Source organism: Moritella sp., from assembly GCF_013215705.1.
Lineage (GTDB): Bacteria > Pseudomonadota > Gammaproteobacteria > Enterobacterales > Moritellaceae > Moritella.
On sequence record NZ_JABSQR010000037.1, the window covers coordinates 13,955 to 29,626 of the forward strand.

At 42.1% G+C, this 15,672-nt stretch carries 12 protein-coding genes and 2 tRNA genes; all 14 read left to right on the plus strand.

Annotation, left to right across the window (positions count from 1 at the left end; all coding sequences use genetic code 11):
• Nucleotides 1–79: 79 nt before the first annotated feature.
• The 14 genes from ftsH (at nucleotide 80) to nlpI (ending at nucleotide 15,630) form a co-directional block, all read left to right on the plus strand.
• The gene (ftsH, locus tag HRT96_RS19650) at nucleotides 80–2,023 is read left to right on the plus strand and encodes an ATP-dependent zinc metalloprotease FtsH (protein ID WP_293160010.1); all 1,944 of its coding nucleotides are present in this window, start codon (nucleotides 80–82) and stop codon (nucleotides 2,021–2,023) included.
• Nucleotides 2,024–2,118: 95 nt separating this feature from the next.
• Entirely contained in the window at nucleotides 2,119–2,988 is an 870-nt protein-coding gene (gene folP / locus HRT96_RS19655) for a dihydropteroate synthase (protein ID WP_293160012.1), read from the plus strand.
• A gap of 85 nt (nucleotides 2,989–3,073) precedes the next feature.
• On the plus strand, nucleotides 3,074–4,408 hold the full coding sequence (gene glmM / locus HRT96_RS19660) for a phosphoglucosamine mutase (protein ID WP_293160014.1): 1,335 nt from the start codon (nucleotides 3,074–3,076) through the stop codon (nucleotides 4,406–4,408).
• Nucleotides 4,409–4,658: 250 nt separating this feature from the next.
• A complete protein-coding gene (gene secG / locus HRT96_RS19665; RefSeq protein WP_293160016.1) occupies nucleotides 4,659–4,979 on the plus strand; it encodes a preprotein translocase subunit SecG in 321 nt (106 codons plus the stop codon).
• 21 nt (nucleotides 4,980–5,000) lie between these two features.
• A tRNA-Leu gene (locus tag HRT96_RS19670) sits at nucleotides 5,001–5,087 on the plus strand.
• A 267-nt stretch (nucleotides 5,088–5,354) separates the two neighbouring features.
• Nucleotides 5,355–5,431 (plus strand) — tRNA-Met (locus HRT96_RS19675).
• A 240-nt stretch (nucleotides 5,432–5,671) separates the two neighbouring features.
• On the plus strand, nucleotides 5,672–6,130 hold the full coding sequence (rimP, locus tag HRT96_RS19680) for a ribosome maturation factor RimP (RefSeq protein WP_293148676.1): 459 nt from the start codon (nucleotides 5,672–5,674) through the stop codon (nucleotides 6,128–6,130).
• A gap of 14 nt (nucleotides 6,131–6,144) precedes the next feature.
• On the plus strand, nucleotides 6,145–7,644 hold the full coding sequence (nusA, locus tag HRT96_RS19685; protein WP_293160018.1) for a transcription termination factor NusA: 1,500 nt from the start codon (nucleotides 6,145–6,147) through the stop codon (nucleotides 7,642–7,644).
• Between the two features lie 26 nt (nucleotides 7,645–7,670).
• Nucleotides 7,671–10,370, plus strand: coding sequence for a translation initiation factor IF-2 (gene infB / locus HRT96_RS19690; RefSeq protein ID WP_293160020.1), 2,700 nt, complete (start codon nucleotides 7,671–7,673; stop codon nucleotides 10,368–10,370).
• A 77-nt stretch (nucleotides 10,371–10,447) separates the two neighbouring features.
• Nucleotides 10,448–10,873: a 30S ribosome-binding factor RbfA gene (gene rbfA, locus HRT96_RS19695; RefSeq protein WP_293134307.1), complete on the plus strand. Its 426-nt coding sequence runs from the start codon at nucleotides 10,448–10,450 to the stop codon at nucleotides 10,871–10,873.
• 2 nt (nucleotides 10,874–10,875) lie between these two features.
• Nucleotides 10,876–11,841, plus strand: a complete 966-nt coding sequence (gene truB, locus HRT96_RS19700; protein ID WP_293160022.1) for a tRNA pseudouridine(55) synthase TruB — start codon at nucleotides 10,876–10,878, stop codon at nucleotides 11,839–11,841.
• 216 nt (nucleotides 11,842–12,057) lie between these two features.
• Nucleotides 12,058–12,327, plus strand: coding sequence for a 30S ribosomal protein S15 (rpsO, locus tag HRT96_RS19705; protein ID WP_006031625.1), 270 nt, complete (start codon nucleotides 12,058–12,060; stop codon nucleotides 12,325–12,327).
• Between the two features lie 211 nt (nucleotides 12,328–12,538).
• On the plus strand, nucleotides 12,539–14,656 hold the full coding sequence (pnp, locus tag HRT96_RS19710) for a polyribonucleotide nucleotidyltransferase (protein ID WP_293160025.1): 2,118 nt from the start codon (nucleotides 12,539–12,541) through the stop codon (nucleotides 14,654–14,656).
• A gap of 83 nt (nucleotides 14,657–14,739) precedes the next feature.
• Nucleotides 14,740–15,630: a lipoprotein NlpI gene (nlpI, locus tag HRT96_RS19715; RefSeq protein WP_293160027.1), complete on the plus strand. Its 891-nt coding sequence runs from the start codon at nucleotides 14,740–14,742 to the stop codon at nucleotides 15,628–15,630.
• Nucleotides 15,631–15,672 lie beyond the last annotated feature (42 nt).

Consider the following 15,672-nt stretch of genomic DNA (forward strand, 5'->3'; position numbering starts at 1 on the left):
TATATTTAGAATATATTGAGTATTTCAACTGTTTTTTTTCAGGGAACTTAAGACCCGGAGAGGCTAGATTTTGAGTGATATGGCAAAAAATCTGATTTTATGGCTGGTTATTGCAGTCGTATTAATGTCAGTATTTCAGAGTTTCGGACCAAATGAGAGTTCAAGTAATCAGTTAGATTACAGTTCATTTGTGCAACAAGTTAGAAATAAACAGGTTAACGAAGTTAAGATCAACGGACGTACTATCCGTGGTGTTACCCAAGGTGGACAGAAGTTCGTTACTTTCTTACCAGCGGAAGATCCACAGCTATTAAATGACCTGTTAAACAATAACGTTAAAGTATTTGGTGAGCCTGAAGAAGAAGCAAGTTTATTGACTTCTATCTTCATCTCTTGGTTCCCAATGTTATTACTGATCGGTGTTTGGGTATTCTTTATGCGTCAAATGCAAGGTGGCGGCGGTAAAGGCGCTATGTCATTCGGCAAAAGTAAAGCACGCTTAATGAGTGAAGACCAAATTAAAACGACGTTTGCAGATGTTGCTGGTTGTGATGAAGCAAAAGAAGAAGTTGCTGAATTAGTGGATTACTTAAAAGATCCAAGTCGCTTCCAGAAACTCGGCGGTAAAATACCAACAGGTATCTTATTAGTTGGTTCTCCGGGTACAGGTAAAACCTTACTTGCTAAAGCGATTGCCGGTGAAGCAAAAGTACCATTTTTCACTATCTCAGGTTCTGATTTCGTTGAAATGTTTGTGGGTGTCGGTGCATCTCGTGTGCGTGACATGTTCGAACAAGCGAAAAAATCATCACCTTGTATCATCTTCATCGATGAAATTGATGCTGTAGGCCGCAAACGTGGCTCTGGCATGGGTGGCGGTCATGATGAACGTGAGCAAACGCTAAACCAAATGCTGGTTGAAATGGATGGTTTTGAAGGTAATGAAGGTGTCATTGTTATTGCTGCGACTAACCGTCCAGACGTACTTGATCCTGCATTATTACGTCCTGGTCGTTTTGACCGTCAAGTAACTGTAGGTCTACCGGATATCCGTGGTCGTGAACAGATCTTGAAAGTCCATATGCGTAAAGTGCCAATCAGCGATGATGTTGAAACTGTACTTATTGCGCGTGGCACACCGGGTTTCTCTGGTGCCGAATTGGCTAACTTAGTTAATGAAGCTGCATTATTTGCTGCACGTCATAATAAACGTACCGTATCTATGGCTGAATTTGAAAAAGCCAAAGATAAGATCCTCATGGGTGCCGAGCGTAAGAGCATGGTCATGAGCGAAGAAGAGAAAACGATGACCGCTTACCATGAAGCGGGTCACGCTATTGTTGGTCGCTTAGTACCGGATCATGATCCTGTTTATAAAGTGAGTATCATTCCACGTGGTCGTGCGTTAGGTGTGACTATGTACTTACCTGAACAAGATCGCCTTAGTCACTCGAAACGTCATTTAGAAAGCATGATCTCAAGCCTTTACGGTGGCCGTATTGCTGAAGAAATTATCTTTGGTAAAGACAGCGTATCAACGGGTGCATCAAATGATATTGAACGTGCCACGGATATTTCTCGTAAAATGGTCACGCAATGGGGTCTATCTGAAAAATTAGGTCCAATGAAATTTGCTGATGAGCAAGGCGAAATTTTCCTTGGTGGTGGAGGCTCTCAGCAGGCAAGTATGTCTGATGATACCGCCAAAATGATTGATGATGAAATTCGTTATTTAGTTGAAAGCAACTATAAACGTGCGCATCAGTTATTATCGGACAATATGGATGTTCTTCATTCAATGAAAGATGCATTGATGAAGTATGAAACTATTGATGCCAAGCAAATTGATGATCTAATGGCGCGTGTTGAAGTGCGAGCGCCTGCAGATTGGGGTGAAGGCTATGGTAAAATGGATAACGACAGTACTAAAGATAGCGACACTACCAAAGACGTGAAAAAAGAAAGCAACGTTGATAATGAAGAAGATAGCGAAAAAGAAAGTGATAAAAAAGATACAGAATAAGCCTCGCTTACTCAGTATTACTTTATAGCTATTAATTCATGATAGAATAAACCTCGAGTATAACTCGGGGTTTTTTTTTAGGGATAGAAACGATAATGCAGTTACAATTAACGACCAATAGTGGCAGTGTTAAAACACTTGATCTAAGCCAGGCTGTGGTGATGGGGATTTTGAATGTAACACCAGACTCATTTTCTGATGGCGGTCAGTATCACGCGTTAGATGCGGCATTCGAACAAGCAAAAAATATGGTTGCGGATGGCGCTAAGATCATTGATATTGGTGGTGAATCAACACGTCCAGGTGCTTGTGCTGTTAGTTTAGAGGAAGAGCTTTCCCGTGTTATTCCTATCATTAAGCTCATATCAACACAGCTTGATGTTGTCATTTCTATCGATACCAGTAAAGCGCAAGTGATGCGTCAAGCGATAGCGGCGGGCGCTCATATCATTAATGACGTGAGAGCGCTGCAGGAAGACGGGGCATTACAAGCCGCTGCGGACCTTGCTGTACCTGTGTGTATTATGCACATGCAAGGCCAGCCTAGTACCATGCAACATGCACCGTCTTATCAAAATGTGACAACAGAAGTGGTGGCATTTTTACAGCAGCGTATTGATGATTGTGTTAATGCGGGCATTAAGCGTGAACATATTATCCTCGATCCCGGTTTTGGCTTTGGTAAGACGTTAGAACAAAATTACCAATTACTGGCTGATACGTCGGTCTTTCATCAATTTGACCTACCTGTGTTGATTGGTGTTTCACGCAAGTCAATGATAGGTAATTTGTTGCAGTGTGATGAATCACAGCGATTAGCGGGTAGTATTGCCTGTGCTACTGCCGCTGCAATCGATGGTGCGCAAATATTACGTGTCCATGATGTGCGAGCAACTGCGGATGTTTTAGCTATCGTGGCACAGCTTGCTAAACACAGTGTTAGTAAGCCGGCTATTTTAAAATAAAAGTAATAATAACTAACAGTTTGAATTGAAATTAGATTGGTTGAGTGATATCTCGACCAGTAATAGAAGAGATTAGGGATTAAATATGTCAAGAAAGTATTTTGGTACTGATGGTATTCGCGGCCTTGTTGGTAAGGCGCCAATTACACCTGAGTTTGCACTTAAACTAGGTTGGGCTGCAGGTAAGGTACTTGCAAAACAAGGCACAAGGAAAGTACTGATTGGTAAAGACACCCGTATTTCTGGTTATATGCTGGAATGTGCGTTAGAAGCGGGTTTATCAGCGGCGGGGCTTGATGTCGCGTTTATGGGGCCAATGCCAACGCCGGCAGTTGCCTATTTAACACGTACATTCCGTGCGGAAGCGGGTATTGTGATCAGTGCATCACATAATCCATATCACGATAACGGTATTAAGTTTTTCTCTGCAAACGGTACTAAGCTAGCGGACGAAGTTGAATTGGCGATTGAAGCGCAATTAGAAAAAGAATTAACCTGCGTTGAGTCAGCTCAATTAGGTAAAGCAGTCCGTATTGAGGATGCCGCGGGTCGTTATATTGAATATTGTAAAAGTACCTTCCCATCACGCGCAAGTTTGAAGGGTCTGAAAATTGTGCTCGATTGTGCCCATGGTGCAACTTACCATATCGCACCAAGCGTATTTACAGAGCTCGGCGCAGAGATCGTTACTATCGGTGTTGAGCCAAATGGTTTGAACATTAATGATGGTTGTGGTGCAACTGCGCCGGAAGCACTCGTCGCACGTGTACTTGCCGAAAAAGCCGATTTAGGTGTGGCTTATGACGGTGATGGTGATCGTCTGATGATGGTTGATCATACTGGTTATGTAATTGATGGTGACGAAGTTCTTTACATTATCGCACGTGATGCACTGCGCAACGGCGAATTAAAAGGCGGCGTTGTTGGTACATTAATGGCGAACATGGGCTTAGAGCTAGCACTTAAGTCACTGGGTATTCCGTTTGCACGTAGTGCGGTTGGCGATCGCTATGTGGTCGAAATGATGCTTGAGAAAGGTTGGCGTATCGGTGGCGAAAATTCAGGCCATATTATTTCTCTGGATCACACCACAACAGGTGACGGCATTGTATCAAGCTTATTAGTATTAGCTGCACAGATTAATAGTGGCTTAACGCTGAAAGAATTACGTTCTGGCATGAGCAAATTCCCACAAGTGTTGGTTAACGTTCGTTTTAATGGTGATTCAGATCCATTATTAGCCGAATCGGTACAACAGGCTGTTAAGGATGTCGAGCTGGAACTTGCCGATCGCGGTCGGGTGTTATTGCGTAAATCGGGTACCGAGCCACTTATCCGTGTGATGGTTGAAGGTGAAGATGAAACGCATGTATTAGCATTAGCAAACAAAATTGCGGATGCCGTGAAAGCGACGTTCTAAACCGGTTTAGAACTGCGCTTTAGGCTTATTAGCGTACGGCAACTGGTGTTGTTTTGTGCTAAAGCCTTTTATTCATTGTTTTTTTTGATAATCAGCTTGCAACTAAGGTGGAGGTTAGATAATATCTCCTCCGCTTTACCACTTAACCTTAATTAGTTTTAAAGTGACTAAATATAATTTAAGTGTCCCTTACCTCGGGTAAGGATGTTCGATAAAGCTATATTAAACCTTTTGAGATTTAGGTATTAAAATGTACGAAGTTATTATTGTTATTTACTTAATTGTTGCACTTGCCATCATCGGATTCGTTCTAATGCAGCAAGGCAAAGGCGCTGATATGGGTGCTAGCTTTGGTTCTGGTGGTTCAAATACAGTATTTGGTGCTGGCGGTTCAGGTAACTTTTTAACTCGTGTTACTGCGATCCTTGCTGTGGTGTTTTTTGCTTTAAGTTTACTGCTTGGTAACTTATCTTCGCAATCGGATACTGATGTGATTTTAGATGCTGAAAAACCAGCAATCACAAGTGATATTCCAGTTGCACCAGTAAGCAATAGCGACATACCTCAATAAGAATTACCTCAATAGAATAAAGCCGTGGTGGTGAAATTGGTAGACACGCCAGCTTGAGGGGCTGGTGTCCGAAAGGACGTGCGGGTTCAAGTCCCGCCCACGGCACCAAATAAGAGAAACCTTAGTAGTTAATACTAAGGTTTTTTTTTATCTGGTTTTCACCTAAACGGTGAGCATCAAATCGAGCTAACGAAATATTGTTAGTCTTCTACTCTCTGATATAGCATCTTGGCGTAGTTTGGGTATATTTTAGTTTGATTGCAAAATGATTTAGCGTTATTCATTACCTCCGCACAGCCGATTCACTATTTATATGAATTTAGCCTTGCATATTGTAGTTGCAATGGCCTATAATCAGCGCAATAAGATAGTTGTCGCGGGATGGAGCAGTCTGGTAGCTCGTCGGGCTCATAACCCGAAGGTCGTTGGTTCAAATCCGGCTCCCGCAACCATTTTTTTATACCTGTTGATAAGGCTAGTCAACAGTGTGCAAATAGCATTACTTAAATTTAATTTTATCTCTGGTAAATGTAATTTACGTAATACTATTGGCTTCTTGCTTGTTATTCATTTAATAAGCGTCACGCAAGTGACATACAAGGTCTAGTAGTAAGAAGCCCCGCCTTATAGTCGGGGCTTTTTATTTTTTAAATTACGGGCATTTGCCCTTTTTTTGTTTTTAGGGGGTTGTTTTGGCGAGTCTAGAACAAACACTAACTGATTTGTTAGAACCAACAGTTGAAATGTTAGGTTTTGAACTTGTTGGTATTGAGTTTACACGAGCTGGTAAACACTCGACATTACTTGTTTATATCGATCATGAAAACGGTATTTTCGTTGATGATTGCTCGAAAGTAAGTCACCAACTTAGCGCTATTATGGATGTTGAAGATCCAATCAGCACAGAGTACTTCTTAGAAGTGTCTTCACCTGGTATGGAACGTCCATTATTTAAAGTTGCACATTACCAAGAGTACTGTGGTTCTGAAATTAAAGCATTATTACGTATGGCTGTGAATGGTCGTCGTAAATTAAGAGGCGTAATCAAAAGTGTTGACGGTGATATGATCACGGTAACCATTGATGGCAAAGACGAAGTCTTAGCACACGCAAATTTTCAAAAAGCAAATATTGTTCCAAAATTTGACTAACGAGGCGTCCGGGAATGAATAAAGAAATTCTGTTAGTTGTTGATGCAGTTTCTAACGAGAAAGCACTACCTCGTGAGAAAATTTTCGAAGCTATGGAAATTGCACTAGCTACAGCAACTAAAAAAAGATATGAAGGCGAAATCGAAGTTCGTGTTGAAATTGACCGTAAAACTGGTAATTTCGAAACGTTTCGTCGCTGGCTTGTAATTGATGACAAAGGTGAACCACTAGAAAATCCTTTCTCAGAAATTACCCTGGATGCTGCTAAATATGATGATGAAACCATCGAAGTTGGCGGTTACATTGAAGATACAATTGATTCAGTTGTATTTGACCGTGTAACAACGCAAACAGCTAAGCAAGTAATCATCCAAAAAGTACGTGAAGCAGAGCGCGATTTAATCGTTCAGCAATACGCTAAACATGAAGGTGAGCTAATCACTGGTTTAGTAAAACGTGCTAACCGTGAAACAGTAGTATTAGATCTGGGTAACAATGCTGAAGCAGTAATGTTCCGTGATGAGATGATACCACGTGAATCATTCCGTACTGGCGACCGTATTAAAGGTTTACTGAAAGAAGTAAAACCTGAAGCGCGTGGCACACAGCTATTTATTAGCCGTTCTTGTAACGAAATGCTTATCGAATTATTCCGCATCGAAGTGCCAGAATTCAACGAAGAGATGCTTGAACTTAAAGCCGCTGCTCGTGATCCTGGTTCTCGTGCTAAAATCGCGGTTAAATCGAACGACAAACGTATCGATCCTGTTGGTGCTTGTGTTGGTATGCGTGGCGCACGTGTACAAGCTGTATCAAGTGAACTAAACGGCGAACGTGTTGATATTATCCTTTGGGATGATAACCCTGCACAGTTTGTTATCAACGCAATGGCACCTGCTGAAGTTGCTTCTATTATTGTTGACGAAGATCAGCACTCAATGGATATTGCTGTTGAACAAGACAATCTAGCACAAGCAATTGGCCGAAATGGTCAAAACGTACGTTTAGCGTCTCAACTGACTGGTTGGGAACTAAATGTAATGACAGTTGCTGAAGCGAATGAAAAACATCAAAAAGAAAACGATCGTCTGATGAATATCTTCACTGATAAATTAGATATCGATGAAGATATGGCAGAGCTACTGATCGACGAAGGCTTCTCGTCATTAGAAGAAATCGCTTATGTTCCTGTAAACGAATTCTTACAAATCGACGGTATCGATGAAGATCTTGTTGATGAATTACGTTCACGTGCTAAAAACGCATTAACAACGTCTGCACTTGCTGCAGAAGAGTCGCTAGAGAGTGCCGAGCCAAGTGCCGATTTATTAGCACTTGAAGGCTTAGAAAAACACCTTGCTTACGTACTTGCCAGCATCGGAGTGATAACTCTGGAAGAGCTAGCAGAACAAAGCATTGATGATTTAAGTGAAATTGAAGAGTTAACGGACGAACGTGCTGGCGAATTAATTATGGCGGCACGTAATATCTGTTGGTTCAGTGATAGCGAATAATAACGCGAAGAGAGGGATCGAACTACATGGCAGATGTATCAATTACAAAATTGGCCGAAGATATCGGTACTACTGTTGATCGCCTAGTACAACAATTCTCTGATGCTGGTATAGCAAAAGCGAACGATAGTACGGTAACGGAAGGTGAAAAGCAGTCACTACTTGTGCACTTAAGTGAGCAGCATGGTAGTGATACGGCTGAACCTAGTCGCTTAACATTACAACGCAAAACCAAAAGCACGCTTAGCGTAGCAAGCGGTGGCGGTAAGCAAAAATCAGTTGCAGTAGAAGTACGTAAAAAACGTACTTTCGTTAAACGTACTACAGCTGAAGATGAAGCGAAATTAGCAGAAGAAAAAGCGGCGCAAGAAGCGGCTGAACTGAAAGCACAGGCAGAAGCGAAAGCACAAGCAGAGGCAAAAGCAACCGCTGATGCTGAAGCAAAAGAAAAAGCGGACGCAGAAGCAAAAGAAAAACGTGATGTTGCAGAGAAAGCAAAACGTCAAACGCAACAGAAAACTACAAAATCAAAAGAGGCAGATGATATGGCGAAGCGCGAAGCGGAAGCGTTGAAGCAGAAGCAAGAGCAGGAAGCCACTCGTAAAGCTGAGCTGGAAGCTCAACAAAAAACTGAAGAAGCACGTAAATTAGCAGAAGACAACTCAGGCCGTTGGGCTGAAGAAGAAGCTGCACGTGAAAAAACAGATAAAACTGCGGATTACCATGTAACAACATCAACTCATGCACAAGCTGCTGAAGATGATGCTGATGCACAGGCGCAAAAAGGTGAACGTAAGAAAAAACCTGTTGCACCAGTTGAAGCTGCAAAACCAGCACCAAAAGGTAAAGGTAAAGCGCGTAAAGCAAAAGGCAAAGGCCGTAAACCTGATAACCGTTATAGCCGTCATCAAGGTAAATCAGTTAACGCGCCAGAAGCGATGCAACAAGGTTTTAATAAGCCAGTTGCTAAAGTTGAACGTGATGTTCGCATCGGTGAAACGGTTAGTGTTAGTGAATTAGCACAGAAAATGGCGATCAAAGCGACTGAAATCATCAAATATATGATGAAACAGGGCTCTATGGTTACTATTAACCAAGTACTTGACCAAGAAACTGCGCAACTTATTGCAGAAGAAATGGGTCATAAAGTTATCTTAGTTAAAGAAAATGCTCTAGAAGAAGCTGTATTGGCTGAAGCGCAAGGTGGCGGTACTAAAGTTACTCGTGCACCTGTTGTTACTATCATGGGTCACGTTGACCACGGTAAAACATCACTACTAGATTACATTCGTCGTGCTAAAGTAGCTGCTGGCGAAGCCGGTGGTATTACTCAGCATATCGGTGCTTATCATGTAGAAACTGAAAATGGCATGATCACTTTCCTTGATACTCCTGGTCACGCGGCGTTTACGTCTATGCGTGCTCGTGGTGCTAAAGCGACTGATATCGTTGTGCTTGTTGTTGCGGCTGATGATGGTGTTATGCCACAGACAATCGAAGCTATCCACCATGCGAAAGCAGCGAAGGTTCCACTGATCATTGCTGTGAACAAAATGGATAAAGAAGGTGCGGATCCAGATCGTGTTAAAAATGAACTAGCACAACATGACGTTATTCCAGAAGACTGGGGCGGCGAAAACATGTTTGTACACGTATCTGCTAAAGCAGGCACGGGTATTGATGAGCTACTTGAAGGCATCTTGCTACAAGCTGACATCTTAGAACTTGAAGCTGTTGCTACTGGTCCTGCTGCAGGTGTGGTAATTGAATCCCGTCTTGATAAAGGTCGCGGTCCTGTTGCAACAGTACTTGTACAACAAGGTGAGCTGAAGCAAGGCGATATCGTTCTTTGTGGTCTAGAATATGGCCGTGTTCGTGCAATGCGCGATGAAAATGGTAAGCCAATCGACAGTGCGGGTCCTGCTATTCCAGTGGAGATCTTAGGTCTTTCTGGTGTACCAAAAGCGGGTGACGAAGCGACAGTAGTGCGTGATGAGAAGAAAGCACGTGAAGTTGCGCTTTACCGTCAAGGTAAATTCCGTGATGTTAAGCTGGCTCGTCAACAGAAATCGAAACTTGATAACATGTTCGCGAACATGGAAGCTGGTGAGATTTCTGAACTGAATATCGTGCTTAAAGCTGATGTTCAAGGTTCACTTGAAGCACTTTGTGAGTCACTGGTTAAACTTTCAACTGACGAAGTTAAAGTTGTAATCATCACGCGTGGTGTAGGTGGTATCACTGAAACTGACGTAACACTGGCTGCTGCATCTAACGCAATCGTACTTGGTTTCAACGTACGAGCAGACGCAAAAGCACGTGATGTTGTAAGCAACGAAAGTGTTGATTTACGTTACTATAGCGTTATCTATGACTTGATTGATGAAGTTAAACAAGCGATGAGCGGTCTGCTTGCGCCTGAGTTCCGTCAAGAAATCATTGGTCTTGCTGAAGTACGTGATGTATTCAAATCACCTAAAATCGGCTCTATCGCTGGTTGTATGGTTACTGAAGGTGTTATTAAACGTAGCGCTCCAATCCGTGTATTACGTGAAAATATCGTTATTTACGAAGGTGAACTTGAATCATTACGTCGCTTTAAAGATGACGTACAAGACGTTCGTATGGGTATTGAATGTGGTATCGGCGTTAAGAACTATAACGACGTACGTGTTGGTGACCAAATCGAAGTATTCGAAACTGTTGAAATTAAACGTACTCTGTAACGGTTAATAACTCGGTTCGATTAAAATAACTTTATGGGGGCCTTTCGGTCCCCATTTTCCTTTTGAGGAATTTAAAAATGGCAAAAGAATTCAGTCGTTCTCGTCGTGTTGCACAGCAATTACAACAAGAAGTTGCACGTATTTTACAGCGTGAAGTTAAAGATCCCCGTATCGGTATGGTAACGGTATCGAGCATTGATTTGTCTCGTGATCTGTCGTATGCAAAAGTGTATGTTACTTTTTTCAATATCGATAACGATGAAGATCGTGTCAAAGAAGGTATCGCCGCATTAACAGCAGCAAGTGGTTATATCCGCTCGTTAGTGGGTAGTGCTATGAAGCTACGTATTGTGCCTGAACTGCGTTTTATCTATGACAACACACTGGTTGAAGGTATGCGTCTGTCAAGCCTAGTAACTGAAGTACGTGCTAAAGACAAAAAGCTGCAAGAAGAATTTGGTACCAAAGGTGATGACAAAGACACTACTGAAGGAGAGTCTTAGTCATGTCTGCACGTCGTCGTCGATGGAACGGCCGTGATGTACACGGTGTATTCTTGTTGGATAAACCGACCGGTATCAGCTCAAACGATGCCTTACAGCGTGTTAAGAAAATTTTCTTTGCTGCGAAAGCGGGTCACACTGGTGCCTTAGATCCACTTGCTACCGGTATGCTACCGTTATGTTTTGGTGAAGCAACCAAGTTTTCACAATTCTTGCTTGATTCAGACAAACGTTACATCGTTACTGCAAAGCTGGGTGAACGTACTGATACATCTGATTCACATGGTGAGATCGTGCAAACGCGTCCCGTTAATGTGAGTGATGCTGAGTTGCTAATTGGTCTTGATACTTTCCGTGGTGACACGGAGCAAGTACCGTCAATGTTTTCGGCATTGAAGCACGAAGGTAAACCTTTGTACTGGTATGCGCGTCAAGGTATCTTTATCGATCGTCCAGCACGTCCTATTTCAGTTTTTGAACTTAAATTATTAAGGTTTGAAAATGATGAAGTTGACTTAGAGATTCACGTGAGTAAGGGTACTTATATCCGTACTATCGTTGATGACCTAGGGGAGCTACTAGGCTGTGGTGCACATGTCTCTATGCTACGTCGTATTGGTGTTAGTGCTTATCCAGCTGAACGTATGATGACGTTCGAACAGCTGGAAGCGATGGTTGAACAAGCGAAGGCAGAGGGTATTGAGCCGAAAGACGTGCTTGATCCCTTACTCATGCCACTTGATTCAGCGGTAAGTCACTTACCGGAAGCGAACATGAGTGAAGAGACTGGTGGTTTTGTATTACACGGGCAACCTGTTGTCATTCCGAATACACCAGAATCTGGCTTAGTCCGTATGACGGTAGGTGATGAGCGTACTTTCATTGGCGTTGGTAGTATTGATGACCAAGGGCGAGTCGCTCCGAAGCGTATTGTAAATTACGAAACGCAGGCGCGCGAACCAAAATAATTCATTATTCAGTGATGATTAATGGCGGCAATAAAAGGCATAATTACCTAGGTAATAGTGCCTTTTTTATACGTCTTTTTCGGCGTATTATTTGTTTATCTATTGATCGATGAAAATGATTGCAGGAATTATCTGACCTCTGTATACTCCGCGGTTCTTCTTATAGCTGAACGAGTGGTCGGCTATAAGCTATTTATCTATATTGGAGACTCCACTATGTCATTAAACGCTGAAGCTAAAGCAGCTATCGTTGCAGATTTCGCACGCCAAGAAGGCGACACTGGTTCAACTGAAGTTCAAGTTGCACTACTAACTGCACAAATCAACCACCTTCAAGGTCACTTCAAGAAGCACATCCACGATCACCACAGCCGTCGTGGTCTATTACGTATGGTTGCTAGCCGTCGTAAACTTCTTGATTACCTAAAACGTACTGAAAACGTACGTTATGCAGACCTTATTGCTCGTCTAGGTCTACGTCGTTAATCGACAATTAATTTGACGTCTACGGACAACAGATTATAAGAAAGGAGCCAAATTGGCTCCTTTTTGTTTTTTAATGTGCCTGCAAACTTTCCCTCTTCAAATTATTTTCCAACTTATTTCACTATTTCCAATACTTACATTGCCCTTTAATTTTTTTATGCAGTATACTTAGCGACGAAATTAAAGAGACATTAAAGATTAAGGACAAAGAGTGAATCCTATCGTAAAATCGTTTAAGTATGGTCAACATACAGTTACATTAGAAACAGGTGTTATTGCACGTCAAGCAACAGCAGCTGTAATGGCAAGCATCGGTGATACTTCTGTTTTAGTAAGTGTTGTTGGTAAAAAACAAGCTGAAGCTGGTCGTGATTTCTTCCCGCTAACAGTGAATTACCAAGAACGTACTTACGCAGCTGGTAAGATCCCTGGTGGCTTCTTTAAACGTGAAGGTCGTCCAAGTGAAGGCGAGACATTAACTTGTCGCCTTATCGACCGTCCAATCCGTCCACTATTTCCTGCTGGCTTCAAAAATGAAGTACAAGTAGTAGCTACTGTTGTATCTGTTAACCCAGAAATCCAACCTGATTTGGTTGCATTAATTGGTGTTTCAGCTGCATTAAGTATCTCTGGTATGCCGTTCAATGGCCCAATTGGTGCTGCACGTATCGGTTTCCAAAATGACGAATACATTCTTAACCCATCAACATCTGAGCTAGTAGAAAGCCAACTAGACCTTGTTGTAGCCGGTACTGAAAATGCAGTATTGATGGTTGAATCTGAAGCTGAAATTCTTAGCGAAGAGCAAATGTTAGGCGCGGTTATGTATGGCCACGAGCAAATGCAAGTTGTTATCGAAGCGATTAAAGAATTTGCAGCAGAAGTTAATACACCAAAATGGGATTGGACTGCACCAGTAGTAAACACTGAGCTTAAAGCGAAAATCGCAGAACTAGCATCAGGCGACCTTGCACAAGCATACCAAATCCAAGAAAAAACTGAACGTTACGCTAAAGTTGGTGGCATTAAGTCAGCAGTAATCGCTAAACTTCAAGAAGAAAATGCAGAGCTAAACACGCGTGAAGCGGGTGATTTACTTGCGTCTTTAGAAAAAAACATCGTACGTAACCGTATTCTAGATGGCGAGCCACGTATTGATGGTCGTGATCCTGAAATGATCCGTGCACTAAGCGTAATGACTGGCGTTCTACCACGTACACACGGTAGCGCACTATTCACACGTGGCGAAACGCAAGCGTTAGTAACTGCAACACTAGGTACAGAACGTGATGCACAACGTATCGACAGTCTAACTGGCGAAACGATTGACCGTTTCCTAATGCACTACAACTTCCCTCCTTACTGTGTTGGTGAAACTGGTATGGTTGGTTCGCCTAAACGTCGTGAAATTGGTCACGGTCGTCTAGCGAAACGTGGTGTTTTAGCGGTTATGCCAAACGCAGATGAATTCCCGTACACAGTACGTGTTGTATCTGAAATTACTGAATCTAACGGTTCAAGCTCAATGGCTTCTGTATGTGGTACTTCGTTAGCACTTATGGATGCTGGTGTACCAATCAAGGCTTCTGTTGCGGGTATCGCAATGGGTCTAGTACTTGACGGCGACCGTAGCGTAATACTTTCAGACATACTTGGTGATGAAGATCACTTAGGTGACATGGACTTTAAAGTTGCTGGTTCAAGTGCTGGTATCACTGCACTACAGATGGATATCAAAATTGAAGGTATCACTAAAGACATCATGCAGAAAGCGCTTGTACAAGCAAAAGCTGCACGTCTACACATCTTAAGTGTGATGGATCAAGCTATCGCAACTAACCGTGATGACGTATCTGAATTCGCACCGCGTATTCATACAATCAAAATCAGCACGGATAAGATCAAAGACATCATCGGTAAAGGTGGCGCAACAATCCGTGCTCTTACTGAAGAAACTGGTACTACGATCGAAATCGAAGATGATGGTACAGTGAAAATTGCAGCGACAAGTAACGAACAAGCACAAGCTGCAATCGAACGTATTCACCAATTAACAGCGGAAGTTGAAGTTGGTCAAATCTACGAAGGTAAAGTTGTACGTCTAGCTGACTTCGGCGCTTTTGTTAACATCTTACCGGGTAAAGACGGCTTAGTTCATATCTCGCAAATTACGCAAGAACGTGTGAACAAAGTTGCAGATCACCTGTCTGTAGAACAAGTAGTTAAAGTTAAAGTTCTAGAAGTAGACCGTCAAGGTCGTATCCGTCTAAGTATTAAAGAAGCAATGGACGCTCCTGCAGCGCCTGCTGAGCAACCAGTTAGCGAATAACTTGTTGTTTATTTAGATTGATTATTTTAAGGAGCGTTGATACGCTCCTTTTTTATATCTGTAATAAAATAAGTGGTTTAATTATGAAAAGATGTCTAAGTTTATTCATTTCTGTAGCCTTACTTTCTGGCTGCAGCGCATTATCAGGGCCTTTCTCTGCAGATATTCGCACGCCCTCTGAGTTAGTCCTTGCTGAACCACTACAAGTTAATTATCAAACCGAAATTATGTTGATGCGTTATAGTCAGCTTATTCTTGATGCCAAAGACGATCGTAGTCGTCAAGCGCGCTATTTTTATGAACGCGGTCTACTGGCTGATAGCATGGGATTACGTTCACTGGCTCACGCTGACTTTCAACGTTCATTAACCTTACAACCTGACTTTGTGCCTGCTTATAATTTTATTGGTTTGTATATGACCCAAACCGAGCAGTTTGACGAAGCATTTGATGCTTATGATTCAATTGCCCAGTTAGATCCTGACAATAATTATGTATTACTCAATCGTGGTATTGCGCTGTATTATGGCGAACGCTATACATTAGCGATTGATGATCTTGTTAGTGCCTATAATGAAGCGCCTAACGACCCATTTAGAACGCTATGGTTATATTACCCAGAATACCAAGTTAATGCTGATGACGCGTTAAAATCAGTTCAAGGGCGTTATAATCAACATATTGATGACATTTGGTCATGGAATATCGTTGCGCTCTATAGCCAAGCGATAAATGAAACGGAATTATTGGACAAGTTACTTGATGGGTTAGATGAAAATGATCCGAGTTATAACAAAATACTCGCGCATCGTTTAACCGAAACCTACTTTTATCTTGGTAAATATAAAGTATTGATGAATGATGATCGCGCGGCGGCAAGTTATTTCAAATTAGCATTAAGCAATAATGTCTATGAATTTATCGAGCATGGTTATGCACGTCTAGAGTTATTGAGATTAGCAAATAATAGTTAACCAGAACCTCCTTCTAGCCTCCCCCTTACTCTTAACTACAAA